The sequence below is a fragment of the Chryseobacterium sp. KBW03 genome (assembly GCF_003852415.1).
Classification (GTDB): Bacteria; Bacteroidota; Bacteroidia; order Flavobacteriales; family Weeksellaceae; genus Chryseobacterium; species Chryseobacterium viscerum.
Window position 1 is genome coordinate 101449 of sequence record NZ_QAJO01000007.1, and the last position, 22871, is coordinate 124319.

At 35.1% G+C, this 22871-nt stretch carries 24 protein-coding genes; 2 read left to right on the top strand and 22 right to left on the bottom strand.

From position 1 onward, the window contains the following. Positions 1-54 precede the first annotated feature (54 nt). The 18 genes from DBR39_RS16430 to DBR39_RS16510 form a co-directional block, all read right to left on the bottom strand. Positions 55-543 carry a GDYXXLXY domain-containing protein gene (locus DBR39_RS16430; protein WP_124534893.1) on the bottom strand — a complete coding sequence of 163 codons (489 nt, stop codon included), beginning with the start codon at positions 541-543 and terminating at the stop codon, positions 55-57. After that, positions 530-1600, bottom strand: a complete 1071-nt coding sequence (locus DBR39_RS16435; RefSeq protein WP_124534895.1) for a DUF4401 domain-containing protein — start codon at positions 1598-1600, stop codon at positions 530-532. The genes DBR39_RS16430 and DBR39_RS16435 overlap by 14 nt, the downstream gene beginning before the upstream one ends. After that, positions 1590-2546, bottom strand: a complete 957-nt coding sequence (locus DBR39_RS16440; protein ID WP_124534897.1) for a DUF2157 domain-containing protein — start codon at positions 2544-2546, stop codon at positions 1590-1592. The genes DBR39_RS16435 and DBR39_RS16440 overlap by 11 nt, the downstream gene beginning before the upstream one ends. Before the next feature lie 323 nt (positions 2547-2869). Continuing rightward, complete coding sequence (locus DBR39_RS16445; protein WP_124534899.1) at positions 2870-3262, bottom strand: DUF5071 domain-containing protein; 393 nt, start codon at positions 3260-3262, stop codon at positions 2870-2872. 49 nt (positions 3263-3311) lie between these two features. Beyond that, positions 3312-3965 (bottom strand): DUF4919 domain-containing protein, encoded by a 654-nt coding sequence (locus DBR39_RS16450; RefSeq protein ID WP_124534901.1) that lies wholly within the window; start codon positions 3963-3965, stop codon positions 3312-3314. Positions 3966-4092: 127 nt separating this feature from the next. Continuing rightward, the gene (locus DBR39_RS16455) at positions 4093-5184 is read right to left on the bottom strand and encodes a kelch repeat-containing protein (RefSeq protein ID WP_124534903.1); all 1092 of its coding nucleotides are present in this window, start codon (positions 5182-5184) and stop codon (positions 4093-4095) included. A gap of 454 nt (positions 5185-5638) precedes the next feature. Then, positions 5639-6163 (bottom strand): hypothetical protein, encoded by a 525-nt coding sequence (locus tag DBR39_RS16460; RefSeq protein WP_124534905.1) that lies wholly within the window; start codon positions 6161-6163, stop codon positions 5639-5641. A 135-nt stretch (positions 6164-6298) separates the two neighbouring features. After that, positions 6299-6496 carry a hypothetical protein gene (locus DBR39_RS16465; RefSeq protein ID WP_124534907.1) on the bottom strand — a complete coding sequence of 66 codons (198 nt, stop codon included), beginning with the start codon at positions 6494-6496 and terminating at the stop codon, positions 6299-6301. Positions 6497-6594: 98 nt separating this feature from the next. Then, positions 6595-7551 carry a hypothetical protein gene (locus tag DBR39_RS16470; RefSeq protein WP_124534909.1) on the bottom strand — a complete coding sequence of 319 codons (957 nt, stop codon included), beginning with the start codon at positions 7549-7551 and terminating at the stop codon, positions 6595-6597. A gap of 358 nt (positions 7552-7909) precedes the next feature. Next, entirely contained in the window at positions 7910-8728 is an 819-nt protein-coding gene (locus DBR39_RS16475; protein WP_124534911.1) for a DUF5694 domain-containing protein, read from the bottom strand. Between the two features lie 388 nt (positions 8729-9116). Next, complete coding sequence (locus DBR39_RS16480; protein WP_124534913.1) at positions 9117-10118, bottom strand: SEFIR domain-containing protein; 1002 nt, start codon at positions 10116-10118, stop codon at positions 9117-9119. 101 nt (positions 10119-10219) lie between these two features. Then, positions 10220-11845 (bottom strand): chaperonin GroEL, encoded by a 1626-nt coding sequence (groL, locus tag DBR39_RS16485; protein ID WP_103232534.1) that lies wholly within the window; start codon positions 11843-11845, stop codon positions 10220-10222. A 104-nt stretch (positions 11846-11949) separates the two neighbouring features. After that, on the bottom strand, positions 11950-12228 hold the full coding sequence (gene groES / locus DBR39_RS16490) for a co-chaperone GroES (protein WP_034696138.1): 279 nt from the start codon (positions 12226-12228) through the stop codon (positions 11950-11952). A gap of 166 nt (positions 12229-12394) precedes the next feature. After that, entirely contained in the window at positions 12395-12529 is a 135-nt protein-coding gene (locus DBR39_RS24520; RefSeq protein WP_262484685.1) for a hypothetical protein, read from the bottom strand. 172 nt (positions 12530-12701) lie between these two features. After that, a complete protein-coding gene (locus DBR39_RS16495) occupies positions 12702-13424 on the bottom strand; it encodes a hypothetical protein (protein WP_124534915.1) in 723 nt (240 codons plus the stop codon). A gap of 80 nt (positions 13425-13504) precedes the next feature. Continuing rightward, a complete protein-coding gene (locus DBR39_RS16500) occupies positions 13505-14713 on the bottom strand; it encodes a dicarboxylate/amino acid:cation symporter (RefSeq protein ID WP_124534917.1) in 1209 nt (402 codons plus the stop codon). Between the two features lie 38 nt (positions 14714-14751). Then, positions 14752-16038 (bottom strand): CitMHS family transporter, encoded by a 1287-nt coding sequence (locus DBR39_RS16505; RefSeq protein WP_124534919.1) that lies wholly within the window; start codon positions 16036-16038, stop codon positions 14752-14754. 25 nt (positions 16039-16063) lie between these two features. Continuing rightward, positions 16064-16756 (bottom strand): DUF2490 domain-containing protein, encoded by a 693-nt coding sequence (locus DBR39_RS16510; RefSeq protein WP_124534921.1) that lies wholly within the window; start codon positions 16754-16756, stop codon positions 16064-16066. A 151-nt stretch (positions 16757-16907) separates the two neighbouring features. On the opposite strand from DBR39_RS16510, the gene DBR39_RS16515 reads away from it, so the two are divergent. Both DBR39_RS16515 and DBR39_RS16520 read left to right on the top strand, forming a co-directional pair. Then, positions 16908-18020: a sensor histidine kinase gene (locus DBR39_RS16515; protein WP_228447854.1), complete on the top strand. Its 1113-nt coding sequence runs from the start codon at positions 16908-16910 to the stop codon at positions 18018-18020. Then, on the top strand, positions 18013-18711 hold the full coding sequence (locus DBR39_RS16520) for a LytR/AlgR family response regulator transcription factor (RefSeq protein ID WP_124534923.1): 699 nt from the start codon (positions 18013-18015) through the stop codon (positions 18709-18711). Before DBR39_RS16515 ends, DBR39_RS16520 begins: the two co-directional genes overlap by 8 nt. Positions 18712-18767: 56 nt before the next feature. Here DBR39_RS16520 and DBR39_RS24300 read toward each other — a convergent pair whose 3' ends face one another. The 4 genes from DBR39_RS24300 to DBR39_RS16535 form a co-directional block, all read right to left on the bottom strand. Next, positions 18768-18908, bottom strand: a complete 141-nt coding sequence (locus DBR39_RS24300) for a hypothetical protein (RefSeq protein WP_185147205.1) — start codon at positions 18906-18908, stop codon at positions 18768-18770. A 253-nt stretch (positions 18909-19161) separates the two neighbouring features. Further along, entirely contained in the window at positions 19162-19578 is a 417-nt protein-coding gene (locus DBR39_RS16525) for an ester cyclase (protein ID WP_124534925.1), read from the bottom strand. Positions 19579-19731: 153 nt separating this feature from the next. Next, positions 19732-22122, bottom strand: a complete 2391-nt coding sequence (locus tag DBR39_RS16530) for a M1 family metallopeptidase (RefSeq protein WP_124534927.1) — start codon at positions 22120-22122, stop codon at positions 19732-19734. A gap of 67 nt (positions 22123-22189) precedes the next feature. After that, positions 22190-22768, bottom strand: a complete 579-nt coding sequence (locus DBR39_RS16535; protein WP_124534929.1) for a HupE/UreJ family protein — start codon at positions 22766-22768, stop codon at positions 22190-22192. Positions 22769-22871 lie beyond the last annotated feature (103 nt).

The following is a 22871-nucleotide window of genomic DNA, read 5'->3' on the forward strand; positions in this document are numbered from 1 at the left end:
GTTGTTGAATGAATGTTAGAAGTTGTAGGCCTGAGTATATCCGGGACGATGCTTTTATTTTATATTTTTCAGTTGCTCATCGTAAAGGCCAATCAACACACTGTTTCCGTTTTTATCAATTTTTATACCTCCGTATTTTGCCTTTTCATATTTCTGAGCGTGTCCTTCCTGAAAGAAGAAAGACTCTGCTCCGATATTGATATTCCATTGGTTGGACGAGGTATAATTAATCAAATATTCCCCCTTATTCAAAGGAGTTGTTTCCTGTTGGAATCTTACTTTTTCTGCAACACCTTTATTGTCCAGACGTACCACGCAATATCCTCTTTTAGGAAGATGTTCAGCATTTATATTTTCAGATATGCTGTATCGTAACCTCATGTAATCACCCTGCATCAGAGAACGGGGATCCACGGGAGCTAGCTGCAAAAGAATCAGTTTTCCATCTTTTATAAGTTCTTCTTTTTTAGAAACGGAATAATTGAAATACACCAGCAAAATAACAAGGTTTGCTAGGATAATGAACCATTTATACTTTTTCATTCGATGTCAGTTTTTTACGGGTTAATAAATAAAGCCCCAGGAATAAGATACCAGACGAAAATAAAAGAATGGATTTGGTGAGCAGGGTAAAATGAAGGTCATAATAATATCGTGAAACAAAATAAATAAATGCCATAATGCCAATGGCCAGGCTGGTTTTGTAATTCACTAAAAAGCTTAAAAGAATAATTAAAATAGATCCGGATATAGCAGGAGATAGGATAGTAGGTAATAACAGGGCGATCGTTACAATATAAATTCCTGCTTTTTGAGTGGTTTGAGAAATGTTTAAAACTTCAAAAATCTGCGAAAGAACATACATTATAGCCAGGATAATAACGACGGATGATATCCAAATATAATCCCTGGATACTTCAATAAAATCGTTACCAAGAAAAATCAATCCTGCGAGGAATGAAAAAACCAGCCCGATGCGCACCGGATTATATAGTTTTGAAAAAGTGATATTCTTGGAAATTATTTTGGCTTCTTTCAGGAAAACGGCAGTGAGCATGATGGCCAGAAAAGAAGTATAAAGATGAATCATATCAAAATCCTTATTCGATGCAATCAGGGTTAGAATGCCCCCATTGATAATAAGTACAGAAATAAAGGCAATGATATAGCTTCTGACCATCACCAATGAGGCTGCGGCAATCAGAATAGAAATAAGGCTTACTGCATTTTCACTCACTTCAAGTTTAGACAATCCCACGGCCAAAAGGATAAATCCCATGAGATAAGATGAAACACTTATGGTATCTATGATGATTTTATCATAGGCTTTATTAATGAATACTCCGGCAGCAATTGCTATTATTGCCAATGTCAAAATGCCTGTAGTAGAGTCATATAATCCAATGAGGAACAGGAAACCCAAAAAAGAGAGACTTGCTAAAATACCTCCAAAAATAGAAAGGATTTTTATAGCTAAAGATTGATGAGTCTCATTCTTTTCATAAGCTGTGAGGATTGCTTTTTCATCATAGGTGAAATCTTTATTTTCTATGGTCCGGAAATAATCCAGCAGTTCTTTTATTTCTTCTTTATTTCTCATGGTTCCATTTTTTTTGAAGGTTGATCAGGTTCATAATCACCAGTGTAACACTTACGATGATAAACAGGCTGACTAATAAAAGCATATTTCCTCCTTCTGATATTTTGAGGAGTAAGGCTGAAATAATGATGATGATACTTAATGGTATCACCGAAAGATAAAATCCGTTTTTCGATTGGATTCCGTGCCAGATTCCAAACGCAAAAACCACTAGAACTATGGGGATGAGAACAGAAAATACGGGATCATATCCATCAACAATTCCGAAAATTATCCCTGCAGTTGCAAAGGTTACACAGCCTAAAGCTAAAATATAAGTAAGCCACTTGGGGACATTTTGAATTTTTTTATCCTTCTCCAAAAAGAGAAAGATAAGAAGTATCGTTGTATTGAACAGGAAAAGGAGCGTAATGACCAATATTGGTGACCAGTCTTTGGCAACCTGTTCGGTGTATAGAAAAAATGTAGTATTGAGTAAAATAATATACAACAACCATAACGGAGCAAAGTTGGAAACGACAACCCATAGGGTTATAAAAAGAGTCCAGGCCAAAAAGAAGTCGTACGCATTGGCACCCGTTTGATAAATCTGCCCGAAGACCGCAAAAAGAACCCCAACCAAGAATGATGAACCGGTAAGGATAATATTTCGGGTGGTACTGTTTGTTTTGGGCAGTAAAACGATAATAGTTGTTGCGATGACAAGGGTTTCAGTTAACCCCAGTTTAGCAAATTTATTCAGGTCTGCCCAATTGTAGGCAAAAAAGAAAATAATTCCCACCGTGGTAAACCCTATACCGAGGGTGATAAAAAACAGACGAAGGAATTTTTGCCACATTTCTTTGTCGTGGTAAATGTTTTCTTTCAAAGCTCTTTCTATGCCCTGCTCTGTCACATTGCTGTGGTGGCTGATGATATGGAGGTCTTCCCGTTGGAGGTTTTTCATGGATGGTGTTTTTTATTTTTATTTAAAAACCCGATGAATTGAATGTCACCGGGTTTTATGTATATGGTTGACTGCTGAAATAAATCAGCAATTGATCATTGAAGATTTCCTTTTGATATATTTTTGTTTAGCATATTTGTGTATGGTATAGAAACAAATATAGGTAAATAGTCTTCAAATCTACGAATTAGAATAATATCGTTGTTGTATATCAGAAAAATAAGTTCTGAAGTTAGAGGGCTTTAGAGCGTATTTTAAAGGAAATGTTTTTATTTTATCGGCACAGAGTCGGAGACTGGGTGGAGTTGAGTGTCAACAGTTTTTTATTTCCAATTTCTACGAGTCACAATTTCTTTCGCAACTTCATCTACTTCTTCAATCCTCTCATTTTTTGTTGGAGAAATAGCAATCCGAATTATTTCATTTTTGATAACAGGACTTTCAGTGATAGGACCAAAAATAGTAATAATCCAATATTTCCATACTTCATCTTCGTTGCTTTTTATAATGGCAAGTAACTCTGTTGTCATTTTATCATGGATGCTTTCTAAGTATTCTGAAACAGGTTTTGCCACGGGCCAGTTCAAATCCTGCAGCCATTCAAGTAAATTCGGAATAATTTCTTTGAGATCCTCGTAGGAATAGTTTTTTAGTTTTTCAGCTGTAGATAAATCACCTTTATTTTTTGGAATTAAATCTTGAATATTTTCAATCATTTTTAGCTGTTTTTAGTGTGCGGTTGTCAGTTCTTGTCTTTTAGGAGCTTTAAAAAAAATATCCACCCACTAATTTCACAAATACCTCTCTGTCTCCGATTTTATATGTCGTCAATATACTTCCGTCTGAAAGTTGTTTCATTTTTTGACTAAATTCAGCTCTGGGTCCGGATTTTGCTAATCTATCAAGCTGCTGTAAGACTTCTCCAGGGGTTAAAACACAAATAGCTGTTTCTTCACTTTTCCCATCCCCACTTTTTTCTATCGTTTCCATGATTAAATCCTTTTGTCTGGAACACAACTCTCTTTTTTCATTATTATCAAGTGCACGATAAATATTCATCATATCATCCAGTAAATCTTTATTGAGGGGATTGATAGCATATTTTGATTCAGCTTCAGTAACCATTCTTTCTGCTTTACTCTTTGACAGTTTTTTTTGAGCAGGCTTCCAGAACGTACCAGATTCGCTATTATAATTTCCAATGGTGTAATCAATTTTCACGAATTTACTTCCGTAATACAATTGGTTCATTTGCTCCTGTGTCAATTCAGAAGGGGTTGCTTTGAATACATCCAGAAGCTTATAAAAATTTTCCTGTGGATTTTCGGTGACATTCTTTTTGATAAGATCCGTATTTATTTGTGCATAGAAGACCTGAAAGATTACAACTAAAAGGCCTGAAATAATATATTTTCTCATTGTTTTTTTATTTGAATTCTAAAATTGTTTGTCAGTGTTGTTTTTATTCTCTGTCGATTTTGGTTTCAATTTTCTAGGTATACAAGTATTATTTGAAACAGCGTTTTAAAAAAGAATGGGCTTATTGTTATCTTACAATTCTAACCTGTTGCAAAACCCCTTTCTCATTTTTATACATGAAAATATAAGTCCCGCGCTGTACTTTAGATAAATCTATCGTTTTATTATAGTACGCAAAACCTTTATTGACCTGTTTTCCATCTGCTGAGTAAACGGTGTATTCAAATTGATTACTATTATTTTCATTACTGATTACAAAACCGTCTCTGGATGAACTGGTATAAACCATTGTTTCCAATGCACGGTTTTCGCTGGTTTCATTCGCAGCAAGTACATTTTCACTGATATCTGCTACTTGTACGCTTTTAATAGCTGAGCTGGTGAGAGACGTTGTGCTTCCACCAATGATGTATAATTTATTGTTATATACCTCCGCTACAGCGTGTCTTCGGGGAATCATATTGGAGGATAACTGATGTACCTTATTGGTTGTGGTATCAAAATAAGCCAGAAAAGTTTGATTATTATATCCCCCTGCAATAAAAATCTTATTACCGGATACCGCTAATGAGTGTCCGGATATCCCAGCAGGCATCGTATATTGATTGGTCCATAGATTAGTGTTGAGGTCATAAACATTGATCAGGCGGGATGAAGTACCATTAAAACCACCAATGACATACAATTTATCATTCACAATTTTGCCTTTTGCTTCTCTGGCTGTGGGCATATCGGGTAACGGATGCCATGTATTTGAAGCAATATCATAATACTGGAATCTATTGGAAAATGCAGTGCTTTTGGCTCCGTTTAATCCGCTGCCACCAAACACATATATTTTGCCATTATAGATGGCAGAACCTGCATTTCCTGTATAAGAATGATTAACAGCTCCCTTCGTTATTGTATTGGTGGCAAGGTCTATAATTTCAAGATGGCTGTTTCCCCAACCATTAAAAACATAAATTTTATTATCATAAGTCTCCGAATTAGCAAATTTTTTGGTAAGTAGAGTAGAATTGAAAACACTCCAGCGGTTATCAGTAATATTATATTTCTCAATATAATTGGTGTTACCTCCTTTTTCCTGATACCCATTGATCACATATATATTATCATTCACAATTACACTGGTCATAGCACCTCTGCCTGCAGACATATTGGCGAGAGTTTTAAATTCAAGTGTTTGTGCATGGGTTAGCACTGAGCCAAAAAATGAAAGGAATAATAATTTTGTTTTCAATGGTGTTGTTAGTGTTTATTTGAATTTCTTTAATTGAATATGGTGGTTTAAAGATAAGAAAAAGTTGAAAAGAATTTTCTAAAAAACTATTACTTCACTCGTGTTCTGTATTCCACTCTCAGATGTAGTTACCCACTTAGGTAAGGGGGTAGAGACCGTTCCTAAAGGGGGGTACCCACTTACTCAAGGGGCTAGAGGTACTTATAGAAGGGGCTAGAGGGAGTATGGAAGTGGGTAGAGGTGCTTTACTGCCGAAATCTGATGACTTTGGATGATTTGTTATCATAAGAAATCCGAAGCCTATTGACTTCGGATGTATGTGCTAAAGCTTAAAATCGGGAGATATTAAGCAATTGATATCGGGCTTTAATTATTTCTTAGTTGGATCCTCAGGAATAGTAGAGGCTATCATGATTCCATACTCCTTATCCGTAATATTATATTGTGCAGATAATTCTTTTTTCTTTACAATATTTATTTTTTTGAAAACCTTATCATCTATAAGTGCTAGATCTCCTTCAAAATTACTTGTAAGAATTTTTCCGTTAAGAATGTACTGAAAAGTATGATCATCACCCTTAGAATCCAACAGTTTTGAAAATTCTTTAGATTTGGATCTGAAATATCTTAAGAATCTTTTTGTACTAAAATCTTTTGTTTCTACATAGATAGCCCCATCTTTTCCATCTTCTCCAATTAGATCTTTTGCTTCGGCAGGATCATAGACAGACATTAAGGAAACCAATTTTGGGTCAAGCGCAAAAATTTCCGGTTTGTTAACCTTTACACTATCGATAAAAGTTACAGGATTAGGTCCAAGTTTGTCAAGCCCGTATTTAGAAGATTGAGCAAAGCTTACTGAAAAGCAAAAAAGTGTAAAGAATAAATACTTCATAAATTAAAAGAATTAGTTTTTATTTAAAGTGCGCAAATTTACACAAATGTTGCTTATTATTTCAGGTTTTGTTGATGTATAAAGGAAATAATAAAAACCCGTTGCGCAAAGTCTCCCGACTTTGAGCACTTATTTTCATTCATCATAATTATTATATTTCCAAAATTCATTTTTCTTAGTAGGATCTATGACTGGATTCTCAGCAATTTCAACCTCAAGTAATCCTTTTCCAAAAACATAATTACCAGCTGAAGAATAAAGATAATGATATCCTTTTTCAACAAATCCAGTCCTTACAGGATTGAGATGGATATAATTTAACTTATCCCACATAAAATGTAATCTATAAAAGATAATTTTTTTTTGCGAACTGTAAACGTGAGTTTACTACAAACGTCGCAATATTGCCCAACGCCTGTTGTGCGATGTTTTTATTTTTCCAATGTTTCTATTAGCCAATTCAGGCAAACTTCGGAATCCATAATTGACCAGGAATGTGGGTTTTTCGTTCCGTCTAATCGAACTCCTTTTCCTTGACTAACTATTACTCTGGCGTTTTCATTTCCCATTATTTTTAATTGGTTTATCATTGAGATTATATCAATTCCATTCCAATCATGTAAGTCACGATGTCTTTGATTGATTAACCAATCTGTATCCAAATCAGTAAACATTAAAAGAGGCATTTTTTTTAAATACTTTGCGTTTCCGCCATCTTTTGCTCCATAAGAATAAATAGAATTTTCCAGATATTTTTCTGGAAATTTATCTGGAGACCCTCCATAAATACTGTCCCAATTATCCTTTATCCATTTTGCTTCATCTACTGCAGGCTTGTAAATATTTCTTTCGATTTCTCTTTCGCAATATTTATAAAATCTTGCCTGGTCTAAAGGTGCGTCTAATGCAAAAACTCCTTTTGGTATCAGAAAAAACTTTTCCGGATTTTTAGTTGCCTTTTCAGCGTAAGTTAAAGAAATCATTGCGCCACTTGAAAGGCCCCCGATTATAAATTTATCTTTCGGTACTTTATGCTTTGCGACAATTTCACTGAAAATTTTATCAAGTAATTTGAATTCTGCTTCTCGATTATCTGTTCCCCAATTTATTGATGGAACAATTACCATAATTCCTTTTTCAACTGCTATTTTTTGCAGAGTGATTTGTTTTAAAGTATTTTCAACGAGTTCTCCACCAGAAGGAATAATAACTAAAACACCTTTGATACTAATTTTTGGTACATATTTATAATAAAATAATTCTGTAGAATTTTCATCATTAATGTACAGTTCGGAATCATCTGTTTTTGAAACAGATAATTTTTCAAATTCTTGTGCTTTACAAGATAAAAGATTAAAAATTAGAGCAAAAATTAATATGTTTTTCATTTTTCGTTTTTTTCGGTCAAAATATCGTACAACATCCAAATTTACGCATTGCGATAGTATAAAATATAATTGCGTTAATGTTGTTTTGGTTTTAGCTATCTATTTATTAATTATTAAATGTAAAATTTAAATATACTATTTACCACGCTACCGCACGAATGCTTTCGTGTGGTTTAAATATTATAAATTAAACTTCCAATGATATAAAAAGCCCAAACCGAGCGATACAATCGCGCGTTAGCGCGGCATTCCAGCATCCATTGGCATAGCTGGTTCAGTGCTCTTTACTTTAGTGCTAACACATTCTATTGTAAGAAGTCTCTGGACTTTGGAGTATGTTTTAAAGAAGTAAGTATTTTTATTTTAGTACGCTATTTACTTCAACGACTTCAAAGTCGTCATTGTTTTGCAGCAGGTGTTTTAATATAGGAATATGTCCTTGTCCAAATAGGAGGACAACGTATTTGTCATTGGCATTGACCTGAGTAATGATATTAGCGTAAATGGCTAAATTCCTCAAATACCAATCAGAAACTGATTCTGCACCAATGTAATTGTCTCCAGCACCAATTTTTGCATAATATTTCAAGTACAATGATAAATTTTTCTGCAAAAGTTCTTTTGTGTTGATATATTTTAGTATTCCGGTTATTGAATTTTGTTTTGTTACACCATCTATTTCACGCATAAAGTTATTCCCAGTAGTCCCTAATTCTTTTAATATATTCAACTGATTTTTTTCTTTAGCAGTGACAGAAACCAAACTGTCATGTTTCATTCCATAAAAAATATCTACACAATTGATATGTTTTAAATTTAATTTTTTGGCTAATCTAAAACCAATTTGCTCTCGCTCAGAAACGGTTAATGTATACTTGTTTTGGGAATAGGCATTATATAAACTATCAAATTGCTTTTGTTGATTCAATGGTCTTTCTATCATTACTTTATCTGCATTTGTTCGTTTTAAAATTTCGGTCAGTTCTTCCAGTTCCTTCTGTCTTTTCGGAGCTAAAAAATTGTCAGTCTTTAATTCAAACGTATCTAAATGAGGGGTCTCGAAGTGAATAGTCCCGATTAAGAGGATTTTGGTTTTATGCTTAGATGCTTGTCCAAAAGTTGTTGTTACTGATAAAAGGATAATTAGAAATGTGAAAATTGTTTTAATGAAAGTCATTGTTTTAGTTTATTATTAGTTTTTTTATCGTTGTTGTTTTCCAAAATTGCCACAAAATATTGATCAATTATTTCTCTTGCTCAAAAGTGAATTACAACGTGTCATCGCTTTATGCAGCTATGAACTTCGATAGTTTTTATTTGGGGCTAAAGATAAAGCTTCTTGCGAGACGTAAATATGAATTCGCTATAAAATTCGCAAATGCATGAAATAGCTTCTGAACTAAGCCTCCGGGAGCTTTTCATGATCCGATATCTTATTAACAAAAAACCGCTCTATAAAAATAGAACGGTTAGTATATTAAATTGTCTTAGCTTGCGCTACTACATCATTCCTGACGTTCCGCACTATCCAAAGTCTTCCAACTTTGCGCAGCGGGGATTTTAAATTAATAATTTTCATCAAGAAATAAATCTAAACTTAACTTTTCATTTATATCGGTGAAATGATTTTTAATTAAGAAATTTTTCAGTGGGAATTCTCTTTCAAAAACCCCATTTTCCGTATAGATTTTAACAATTATGTTTTTATCAATTAATTCTTTGATAGTATAATTTCTTAATGTTATCTGTTCTAAATTAACTACTTTAGTTTGTTGAGAGAAAATTCTATTTGCTGATTCAATTAAGCAAACCTTATAATCTCCTTCAATTCTTCCATCCACTTCAAAAGATAAAGCTTGCTTTGGATAATAAATCTCTATACTATAATCATTAAGAGCTTCTTCGTTTAAATTCCTAAACCCAATACTTAAATTGAATTCTACATTTTTTAACAATTTAGCGAAATATGAACTACCATCTTGAGAAATATTTAACTCTAATATTTCTATACCTTGACTTTTTTTCTGTTCTTTAAAGAACATTGATGGAACTTCTTTTGTATTTATTTCTGGAAGTTTAGATGCTACTTCATTAAATTTATATAAGTTAATATCTAATAATTTAGAAAATAGTTTTTGTTTCTCGCTCTCATTATTTTCTTTCAAATTAATTATTTCTCGCGCTTTAAAGAATAATGGAATTATAGAATTTTCTCTTCCATCAAATGATACTAAAATATACTTATTGGGATTCTCTTCTAAATCTTTTAGTATGAGAGAGTATTCTGTTCCAACTCCTCCTATAAAATTTTCTGCTTTTGTTTTATAACCTTCAGAAAGTACAACTATTACTTTGTTATAATCGGTAATACCTTTATGCATCATTACTTTAAAATCTTTTGCTGTTTCACTCTGTATTAACATTTTATCTACTTCAGCATGAAAGCCATTGTCACGCAATAGATTTGTGAAAGCATGGACTTTTTCTTGATGTTCTTCATTGTCCCAACTATAAGTTACAAATACATTTATTTTTTGTTTCTCGTTTTCTTTTTGACTTTCTTCCATTGGTTCTGTTTTTATTTATATTAATATTTTTATAATTTGGTTAAAAAAACCGCTCTACAAAGTAGAACGGTTAGTATATTAATTTGTCTTAGCTTACGCTACTACATCATTCCTGGCATTCCACCACCCATTGGCATAGCTGGTTCAGCGCTCTTCACTTCAGTGATAACACATTCAGTAGTAAGAAGCATTCCAGATACAGAAGCTGCATTTTCAAGGGCAACTCTTGTTACTTTAGTTGGGTCAATGATTCCTGCTTCAAGCATGTGTACATACTCGTCAGTTTTAGCATTGTATCCGAAGTCTCCTGATCCTTCTGCTACTTTAGCAACGATTACAGAACCTTCACCACCTGCGTTAGCAACGATTTGTCTTAATGGCTCTTCGATCGCTCTTTTCACGATTTTGATCCCTGTAGTTTCGTCAGAATTGATTCCTGTAAGGTTTTCCAAAGCAGAGATTGCTCTTACTAAAGCAACACCTCCACCTGCTACGATACCTTCTTCAACTGCTGCTCTTGTAGCGTGAAGTGCATCGTCAACTCTGTCTTTTTTCTCTTTCATTTCAACTTCAGAAGCTGCTCCTACGTACAATACAGCAACACCGCCAGCTAACTTAGCTAATCTTTCCTGAAGTTTTTCTTTATCATAATCAGAAGTAGATGTTTCCATCTGAGCTTTGATCTGAGCTACTCTTCCTTTGATTTTAGCTTCGTCACCACCACCGTTTACAACAGTTGTGTTGTCTTTGTCGATCGTTACTTTCTCAGCAGTACCAAGCATATCTAAAGAGATGTTTTCCATAGTGAAACCTTGCTCTTCAGAAATCACCTGACCACCTGTAAGGATTGCGATATCTTCTAACATTGCTTTTCTTCTGTCTCCGAATCCTGGAGCTTTTACAGCAGCAATTTTAAGAGAACCTCTTAGTTTGTTGACAACCAAAGTAGCTAAAGCTTCCCCTTCAACTTCTTCAGAGATGATCAATAAAGACTTACCACCTTGTGCGATTGGCTCAAGAACTGGTAATAATTCTTTCATTGAAGAGATTTTTTTCTCTACTAAAAGGATATATGGATTTTCTAGTTCAGTTAACATTTTCTCAGGGTTAGTCACGAAGTAAGGTGACTGGTATCCTCTGTCGAACTGCATACCTTCTACAACATCTACTGTTGTATCGATACCTTTAGCTTCTTCTACAGTGATTACTCCTTCTTTACCTACTTTTCCGAAAGCTTCAGCGATCAAAGCACCGATCGTTTCGTCATTGTTAGCAGATACGGAAGCCACTTGCTTTACCATTTCTGTAGAATCTCCAACAGTTTGAGACTGTGCTTTAAGGTTTTCAACAACTGCAGTTACTGCTTTGTCGATTCCTCTTTTTAAGTCCATTGGGTTAGCACCAGCAGCTACATTCTTAAGACCTTCTCTTACGATAGCTTGTGCCAAAACAGTAGCGGTAGTAGTACCGTCTCCTGCGATATCATTAGTTTTGGAAGCCACTTCTTTTACCATCTGCGCTCCCATATTTTCTACTCTGTCTTCAAGTTCGATTTCTTTTGCAACAGAAACACCGTCCTTAGTTACGTGAGGAGCACCGAAAGATTTTTCGATTACTACGTTTCTTCCTTTAGGACCTAAAGTTACTTTTACTGCATTAGCCAATGCATCTACTCCTCTCTTTAGAGCGTCTCTTGATTCAATATCGAATTTTATTTCTTTTGCCATTTTTGATTAGATATTAGATGTTAGATGTCAGATATTAGACAACTAACAAAAGTTTTTTAATTTGATTTTTTTAATCTTAAATCTGATGTCTGTGATCTTAAATCTTAGCCAATAATTCCTAATAAATCAGCTTCTCTTACGATTAAATAATCTTTACCTTCCAGCTTCAATTCAGCACCTGAATATTTTCCATAAAGAACTTTGTCCCCTACCTGAACAGTTGTAGGCTCATCTTTTTTACCAGGACCTACTGCCACTACAGTACCTTCTTGCGGCTTTTCCTTTGCAGTGTCCGGGATGATAATACCTGAAGCTGTTTTAGTTTCTGCAGCGATAGGCTCTACTAGAACTCTGTCTGCTAATGGTTTAAAGTTTACTGACATAATATGTTTATTTATTAATTATTTCTGGTTAATATTTCTCTAAATGTATGCCATGAGAGGGAGATGGCTGAAATGGCAGACTTTTGTATCCGAATGTGAAAATTTGGCAGAAAAAAGAAAAAGCCGGAAACTTTCCGACTTTTATGATTGTTATGAGAGAACTGAACTATGGGCAATACTGTCCCGGTCCGATCCAAAGGATGCATTGGCCTTTGTAATTGTATTCACAACAAAAGCGTCCAGCTGCTCCTCCATTGATAGATTTTTGAGCATCTCTGCTTAATAATTTAGCATTTTTCATAGTAATAATTTTTTGTGTGTATGATTCCTGAACATTTTATAGTCAATCAGGTTTTTGACATTTGGTGTTTTGCGTGTTATATCAAAGATAATATTTTTCCTTAATATGTGATATATTTAGATCTTATTTTTTTGAATAATATTTTGATTTTCAATTGATAGAGGCTTTGTGTTTATTTAATAAATTCCAGTGACATTTTTCTTCCCGCCATATCTACTTCCTGTTTTACAATGTTCCTTGTTTCTCTATCAATAAAATAAGTTGTTGTTGTTGTTTTACTGCTGATGTCATCATTTGTTTTTACTGCCCAAACCGGTTTCCCATTGTATTCAGTTTTTTTAACATCTACTACATAGGCTTTGATCACCCCATTTTTGTTGGCTTTTGGATTATAGTCGAAAATAGAAATTTCAGAAGAGTAGTTTTCCTGTAAAGGTAAAAATCTTATCAGCATGGGATAGCTGCTGCTGTCAAAATAATTCACCGCATCTGTTTCGATAAGATCTTTTTTCTGAGACTTTTTATCCAGATAATATCCGGTTACCCTATTTTTCCCGAATCTAAGAACCATATCTCTCATAGAATTGTAGGAAGAATGATATTGTGGAGCAAAATCAGCCTTTTTTACAATAGTCGAATCTGTCCATTTAGCGTCCGGAGCTTGCTTCATTTTTACAGTAGTTTTGATAAGAAGGTCTGTTTTATTTAGCTTTTTAAGTTCCGTAATGATGCTTCCGATTTCTGTTTTTGAACCTGCATTTTCAAGATACCATATTGCTTCAGAAGTTTCATCTTTTATCAATTTTGAATCAATACCGGAATGGGCCGGGGTAAGAAGTTTCTGGGAAAATAAATGGGTACAGCTTATCAGTAAAAGAAAAATGAATGTTCTCATAGTTTTTACCCAATAAGTACTATTGGTTTTCAAAAAGTTACAGGGAAACTATGAGAGTTTTTTGAAAATAAAAAAGATCCCTAAGATTGAATTTTGTCTTTCTGCTGCTGATTCAGTTTTGAAATAATAGCAGCCGAAACCGAAATTCCTATGAAATTGGTTACTGATCTCGCCTCATTCATAAAACGGTCTACACTATACAGTAATGCCAGATCTGTAACTGGAATTTTTCCGAATCTGCTTAGGGTAAACATAAGTGCCAGAAAACCTGAGCCTGGAACACCGGATGCCGTTTTTGAAGCTAGCGAAATAATGATGAAAAGCCATAAATAATCCTGTGTTGTAAGAGGGATATTATACAGCTGAACCAGAAAAATACATGAAATAGAAAGATAAATACAGGCTCCTGCGAGATTAAAATTATATCCGAGCGGGATGACAAACCGCAGAATTTTCAGATCATATCCCTGAGATTCCATTTTTTCAAAGATCATGGGGAAAGCTGTTTTGGAAGAAGAAGTAGCTACCACAAGGATAATCTCTTCTTTAATGCTGATTAAAAAATCCCAGAGATTGATTTTGAACAAGTGTGTTACAGGTCCCAGAATTCCAAAAATAAAAACAAGACAGGCAAGATACACTGTGGCTACCACTTTGCTTAATGGCAGCAAAGTATTAATCCCATACACTGAGATTCCGTAAGCGATATTACAGAAGATAACGATGGGAAGGAAAATGTATACATATTTTATCAGTTTAAAGAACAGGTCTTTCCCCTCATCTAAAATGCGGAGCAGCTTATTTTTTCCTTTAGACAGGCCTATAGCTATCCCGGCAGAGATTGATAATAAAAGAAATAGTACATAATTACTGAGATAAAGCGGATTGGTTGAATAGCTTAAAAAACGTTTCGGTAAACTTTTATTAACCATTGAAAGAGATATTTCCGTATTCACTCCCGGTTTTAAAAGAAGACCAAACCCAATTCCCAATGCAATGCTTACCGAAGTGATGATCAGGAAATAAATAATCATCTGTAACGTAATTTTAAAAGCATTTTCAATACTGAAAATATAACTTACCCCATACGTCACAGCGATGAAGATCACCGGAACAATAAGGACCTCAAGAAGCATAAAAAAATAATGACTCACCTTTTCCAGCGGCCGCCCGATTTCAGGAAAGTAATAGCCTGCCAATGCTCCACAGATAATTGCTGTGAATACATAGAGACTAAGATTTCTCAAATAGGAGTCTGTAAATGTTTTTTGCCTGGATTGAGCTGTCATTATAGGTGGGATGAGAATACGAATTTATAAATATAATCTTATATAATGTGAAGGACTAACGCTGCCAGTAACATAACAATAGAAGATCCTATCGCCCATTTCAGGGTAAATTTTAAATGATCTGAAAATTCCACTCCTGCTAAAGAGACCAGTAAATAGGTAGAAGGAACCAATGGACTTAATAAATGGGAAGCCTGACCCACAAGGCTGGCACGTCCTAAAATATCAGGAGGAATACCCATCTGATGGCCTGTAGCAGTGATCACGGGTAATATTCCGAAATAATAGGCATCATTAGTTAAGAAAAAGGTGAGGGGGACACTGAATATTGCAGTGATGACATTAAGATAGCTTCCCCAGTCTTTCGGAACAATACCAATGATACTGTTTCCCATAGAATTCATAATCCCTGTTCCGTTAAGAATTCCTGTGAAAATCCCTGCACCAAAGATCATTCCCGCTACAGACAGCGCATTCCCGGAATGTTTTGCAATAATTTTCTGCTGATCTTTAAGTTTGGGATAATTGATGACGGAAGCAATACAAAACGCAATCATAAACGCAATTCCAAGAGGAATAATGTCAAGTATCATCACGCACAGAAGTACAACAGTAAGGATCAGATTGACAATAAGGAGCTTGGGACGACGCAATGCCGGATCATTTTCTCCTACAATATCCTGTTGGCTGTATTTTGTGTATTTTCCGTGCTTACCGATTCTTTTTCTCTCTTTTACCCCAAGGATATATGCCACTATAAATACCCATACAATACCGATCAGCATAACCGGAATCATCGGGACAAATATTTCAGTATGTCCAAGTTTCAGTGAGCTCATTACGCGGGCAGTAGGGCCACCCCAAGGTAAAATATTCATAATTCCTCCGGCAAGCATGATGATGCAGGTAAGGACCAGGGGATTCATTCCCTGTTTTTTATAAAGAGGCAGCATGGCTGCTACTACAATAATATAAGTAGAAGATCCATCACCATCCAGCGAAACCAACGTTGTAAGGAGTGCAGTTCCGATCGTTGTTTTTACAGGATTATCTCCAACGGCTTTTAGAATAGCGTTCACAAGCGGTTCAAAAAGCCCGGTATCAATCATTAAGCTGAAATAAAGGATGGCAAAGATCAGCATGACTCCCGTAAGAGCAATTTCTTTTACCCCGTCTTTCATCATTTTCCCCAGCTCCGGTCCAAAACCTGCTATTGCAGCAATGAGGACAGGAACGAGCACAAGGGCGGTAAGAGGAGTCATTTTTTTATTCATGATGAGCACCATGAATATAAAAATCATTAAAAATCCAAGAAATGTAAGCATAGTATGTTATCTGTTAATGATATGATTATTTTTGTTTTTTTCTCCAGTCAAAAGTGTTTCTGAAACCTATGAATCCATAGTTACTGGTCTTTCCGGTTTCCAACTGATTGATAAAAGCGATTTCCAGTGCAGAATTTTTTCCGGTTTTGATCCCGAGACCGGCAGTGATACGGTTGCTGTCGAAAGGTTCTTCTTTTTCAATATTCATTCTTATTTCATTTTTAAGAATGCCGTAGAGTTTTTCTTTTTCTCCTTTTTTATTGAAAGGAATTCTGACTGAGATCAGATATCGGAGCCTTACCTGGAATTCATCAGGATTGCTGAGAAAACGTTCTTCTACTCTCAGACGGTTAGATATCGAAGTTCTGCCGATAAAATACTCGGCAGTGACTTGCTGAAAGGGTCTTTTCTCATATCGTATTTTTTTAGAATCATCCGCATTGTATGACTCAAGGACCAAAAACATCGCTCCTGCAGCAGGTCTTATATTCTCCACCACTTCATAATCCACGTAGGCATTGAGAAGAAAAAGTCTTGTGTCATAAGCCAAATCGAAAGAACGGTATTGTGTAAGGGCGGTTAAGGTACTTTTATCGGTAATCTTTGCCGACATCAGGTACTGAAACCACATATTATAATTATCCTTACTCTGACTATATAAAAGTCCATTCAATAAGAATAATGATAAAAGAAGCGTTGATTTTATATTAAGTTTCATGTAATATTTGATTAACATTGCAGTTTCTCAAATATATTTATTAGGAAGAGCGGACCTGGATTTTTTCAATCAATGACAGTTTTTCTCAACGAACTGCATTTTGAGATAAAAAGATATTATATTTGGTAAAGCTGAAAATAAGGCTCGAAGTATGTTTTTAATCATAAATTTTATTATTATATTATTGATTATAAGGGTTTTATTTAGTGGTAAGATTCTGGAAAGCCTTATGAAGTACCGCTGGAAATTTTTATTGAGGTTTCAGCATATTTTTTTCTTTTTTATCTTCATTCTGATCACTTATTTCACCGAAAACTACTTCCTGAATGGTTTTGAATTAATTTGGAGCATTATTTTGAATGTATTTTTGAATGTCGGGATCTATTATCTGGTATACTACTATCTTGTTCCTTATTTCTATTTATCCAACAAATATCCAGAGTTTATCTTATATGCGTTGATTGCCTTTTTGGTTTCCAGTCTTTTCAGGATTCTTTGGGAACCGGCAGTTTTTAGCATGAATTTTACTAAAGAAGGGTATTACGTAAGTTTCCTTTATAATGTCTATATCTCTCAGGGGATCGTGATTCTTGTTGCCTCGTTTTTAGGAATTACAAAAGATAAATTTCTTATAGAGCAGGATGTGATCAATCTTGGAGAAGAAAAAGAACAGCTTTATCTGGATTTATTGAAATCCAAACTGAATCCTCATTTCTTACTCAATACCCTTAATAATATGTATGCCAACAGCTTTACGCATACAGAAAAGACATCTGATTCTATTTTGCAGTTGAGTAAGCTATTACAATATATTATCTATGACAGCGGGAAAGAAAAAATAAGTGTTGCCCAGGAGCTTTCTTCGCTTAAAGCGCTTGCAGATCTGTATCAGTTAAAATACAATAACCTACTTAATATCACTTTAAACCTTCAGGATCAGGACGAGTTTGATATTGCAGAAATCCCGCCTTCTATACTCCTTACATTGTTTGAGAATGCTTTGAAACATTCTGCCATAGGAGAAGAGGAGAGAAGCTTTATCAACCTATCCTGTACCATAGAAGGTTCGGAATTGTTGTTTGAAATTACCAATTCTATAGCTGCTTATCAGGCTCGTGAGGTAGAAACGGGTTATCACGGATTGGGAAATGATGCAGTTCTTCATATATTAGAAAAATGGTATGCCGGTCAATTTGAGTTCCTTTCAGGACCGGAAGAAAATAATCAATATAAAATTGTTTTAAAAATTAAAATAAATGGCTAATCTGACTGTAGTAAATGTTGATGATGAATACCCTGCTTTACAGCTTGTCAAGCAATATTGTGCCCAGCTGGAAGATGTTGAGCTGCTGGGGTCATTTCAGGATCCGGAAGAAGCCTTGGTTTTTCTTAAAGCAAACAAAGTTGATCTGGTTATTTTTGATATCAATATGCCTAAAATAAATGGAGTAGAGCTATTACAACAGCTTCCCGATCCGCCGCTGTGTATTTTCCTTACCCTGGAATCAAAATATGCAGTGAAAGCATTTGAATTGGATGTCGTTCATTATCTTATAAAACCAGTAGATTTTGATACTTTTAAAAAAGCTGTCAATAAGGCAAAGGATTTTTTTCAATTTAAAAATCCAGCCAATAACCGTCATCAGGAAGATTATATTATGTTCAAATCGAACTATGTGATGAATAAGGTTTTTCTCAAAGATATTCTGTGGATACAGGGATTCGGAGAATATATTGTGCTGATGACCCCATTGAAAAAGTATATGATCCTTGAAAGAATGTCCAATTTTGAAGAAAAATTTCAGCATTTTGGATTTATCAGGATTCATAAATCCTATATTGTGTTATCAGACCATATCAATTCTTATGATTCCGGGAATGTGTATCTGAAAAGTGGAGAGCATCTTCCGTTGGGAAGAACCTATAAAAAGAATGTAAAAGAACATTTAAGCTAAAATAAAAAAAGCCGGAAATTTCCGGCTCTATTCTGAATTGTTATGAGATGATCATACTAAGGACAATTTTGTCCCGGCCCGATCCATAAAGTACATTTTCCGTTATCATCGCGTTCGCAGCATACAAGTCTGGCAGAGACAGTTCCACCTTTGACCGCTTTTTGAGCGTTTCTGCTCAGTAATTTGGCATTTTTCATAAGTAATATTTTGATTTTTATAAAGCCTGAACATTTAAAGTCAATCAGGTTTTTGACCATTGGTGTTTATGGTTTTTTAAAGATAATACTTTTTATATCAGTTTGTTGTGTTTTGTGTAGATGAAATACAGATGTTGGTATTGGGATAGATTTTATTTTTACCCAATCTTTTCAGGAATGAAGAATAACACAATTGATAGGATCGAATAATAATTGGAAATCCCGGGTGGGAAAATTTAAATTGAAGGAAGTATTATTCTGTTTTTCTGAGTTCCGATAAAATAGTCGGGAGTGTATTAATACCCCAATGTTCTACATATTTTCCGTTTTTTAGACGTACAATATCTATCACATCAATTTTAATCTGCTTTCCTGTGGGTTCTATTCCCATAAGAACTCCTGTATGGGTTCCAATGATTGCTTTTCTTGTTGTTACTTTATCCTCTTCGGCAATCTGATCATAGATCTCTACAGTCAGATCGGGAAATGCAGGTTTTAAAATATTGAAAAATGTATTCCACATTCCATTACCATCGTTGCTACCAGGAGGTGCTGTTCTGTTAATAAAATCATCATCCATAAGTTGTCTGAAAGATTCTAAATTACATTGCTCAATTACTTCTTTGTTGAAGCGTCTCACGGTTTCTTTATTTTTTTCTAAACTGCTCATAGGTCTATTTGGGGCTCTGGTGAAGTGATAATAAATTTATATTGTTTATAATGGATTGAAATTTGGGTTGTTATTTAGTTTGAAACTATAATCTATTGTAAAGAGGGATATTGTTTAAACATAAAAAACTGCCCGTAGACAGTTTTTTTTATGTTATGATTTCTTACCTGCAGCCTGCATCGGATTTACTTTCCCGCTGGCGCCGCCTCTTACAGAACCCGCTTCCTGTTTTTGTTTAAAAAGCTGGAATTTTGAAGTTTCCGTACCGGATCCGGCACTGCTCCAAAAATTATTTGTAGTATCAATATCAGCGGTTTCTCGCATTGGATCAAGCTGAATTGATTTCAGTTTCTTATCAAAATAATACGTTTTGGAAACCTTTTGTTCATTCAGCCTCCAGATCTGAGCTGCGGATTTGTCATATAATTTTGAACCATCTTCAAAAGTGAACTCAAGGATAATAGGCATTACCAATCCGCCTTTGTTCACAAAGTCAATTTGGTACGCTGTAATATTTTTAAATTGATTTTTATCCTTAGCATCCAAAGGAAGACCTGCTTCTGTTTTAATAGCGTATTCCTTATTATTGTCAACCTTTTCCTGCCCTCTGTCATATCTGTAATAGAAATCCTGGGCATCTTTGTCTCCGTCCACATAGAATTTGATATTCTTGTCTTCTCTGTTTCTGATCTTCGAAAGGTCCTCAAAACTGTTTACCAAAGGTTTTTCAACCTGATATTTTACTTCAGCAGCTGCTTTTGGATCCGTTTCCAGATTAGGAACTGCTACCGTTACCTTATCAATGGCAATATCTACAGGATCTGTACCGTAGAACCAGCCTCTCCAGAACCAGTCAAGATCTTCACCGCTGGCATCTTCCATTGTACGGAATAAATCGGCAGGTTCAGGATGTTTAAAAGCCCATCTTTTGGCATAGGTTTTAAATGCTTTGTCGAAAAGTTCCCTTCCCATGATCGTTTCACGAAGAATATTCAACCCTGTAGCAGGTTTTGAATAGGCATTCGGTCCATACTGAACAATATTTTCAGAGTTGCTCATTATAGGTTCCAGCTGGTCTTTCGGAAGTTTCATATAATCTACAATCGTCCATGCCGGTCCTCTTTTCGAAGGGAATTTATTATCCCATTTTTCTTCCGTAAGGTATTCTGTAAAGGTATTAAGACCTTCATCCATCCATGCCCACTGTCTTTCATCAGAATTGATGATCATCGGGAAGAAGTTGTGCCCCACTTCATGAATAATCACGCCGAGCATTCCATTTTTGGTTCCTTCAGAATACGTTCCGTCTTTTTCAGTTCTTCCGAAATTGAAGCAGATCATTGGATATTCCATTCCATTGGCAGCCTCTACAGACTGAGCTACCGGATAGGGGTAAGGAATTGTAAATTCTGAATAAGTTTTAACGGTATGGGCAACTGCTTTTGTGGAAAACTTTCTGTAAAGACCATAAGACTCCTTTGGATAGAAGCTCATTGCCATTACTTTATTATTGTTTTCAGGAATCGTTACACGCATTCCGTCCCAGACAAATTTTCTGGAAGAAGTCCATGCAAAGTCACGAACATCTTTCGCTTCAAAAACCCAGGTTTTTCTTTGTTTTGAATGATTTTTTTCTACCTTCTTAGCTTCATCCAATGTTACAATTTCGATGGGCTCAGAGGCGTTCTCAGCTTTTCTATATCTTGATAATTGATCAGACGTTAATACCTGATCATAATTTTTACATTCTCCGGTTCCACCTACAATATGGTCGGACGGTACATTCATGGTTACCTTAAAATCTCCAAATACTAAGGCAAATTCACCTCTTCCGGTAAACTGATGGTTCTGCCATCCCTGAAAGTCACTGTATACACACATTCTTGGATACCATTGTGCCATAGTATAAAGATCATTCCCATCTTCCGGGAAGTTCTCATATCCTCCACGGCCTCCCATTTTCATCCTGTTGGAGATATTGTAGTTCCAGTCTACTTTGAAAACAAACTTTTCTCCCTTTTTCAGAACTTTAGGAAGATCAATACGCATCATGGTTTTGTTCACTGTATATTTCAGAGGATTACCAGAAGCATCTGTTACTTTTTCAAGACTGACTCCATACCCATTATCTTTTACCGGCAGCTCAGAAACTTTAAGCTGCTGATCAGTCGTTGAAGGGCGCAGAACAGATGAATTATCATATCCTGCATTTCTGATACTTGAATGCTCGTTTTCATCAAGCTGCAACCAGATATAATCCAGCTCATCAGGAGAATTGTTGTAATAGGTAACTGTTTCTGAACCTTTCAAATTTCTTTTATCCTCATCCAGATAAGCGGAAATGTTGTAGTCAGCTCTGTTTTGCCAGTATCCGTGTCCGGGAGCTCCGGAAGCTGTTCTGTAAATGTTAGGTGTTGGAAGAATAGTTCCCAGCTGCTCAAACTTATTGCCATGGTTGCTGCCTGGGTTATTCTGAATATTTTGTGCGGTGAAACCTGTATATGCAAATACAGAAAGTGAAAGTATAACAACTTTTAGTTTCATAACCGAAATGATTTATTAATGATCAAAGATAATAATAAGCTGTTGAAATAATAAAAATATTTAACTTTTAAAAAGGAATTCTTTCCAAAGTCATTTTTAAGGATAAAGCAAATACTCCGGAAGATACAAACAGAATCCAGTCTTTTTTATTGACCTTAAAAACGTTCAGCAGAATAAATAAAGTGATTAGAATACCAAAAACAATTACAATTTGTCCTAGTTCCAGCCCGATATTAAACCCAAGAAGAGGGAGAGCAATGCTCTGGCTTTTCGCAATCATTACTCTGGCTGTATTAGCGAATCCCATTCCATGAACAAGGCCAAAAATCAATGCCAGATAGTAATTGGCGCGCATCAAGGTCTGCTTCTGGTTCTTCATGATAATATTATCCAAAGAAGTCACAACGATAGTCAAAGGAATTAAAAACTCAACCCAATCTGAAGGAACCCTGAAAACATCCAGTATACTTAAGGCTAATGTTATAGAATGCCCTATTGTAAATGCGGTGACAAGTATTAGTATTTTCTTCCAGTCACTGTATGAATATACGGCGATCAAAGCCAGAACAAAGAGCTGGTGATCTAAGGCATCCAAAGAGATGATATGTTCCCATCCAAGGTTTAAATAAAAAAGAAAATCCTGCATTATAATGATAAATTGTTGAGTTTTGAATATTCTATGAAAACAAACTTAATTTTATGTCTTTTATTGTATTTTATGTTAAATAACTATCAATAATGTGAGTTAT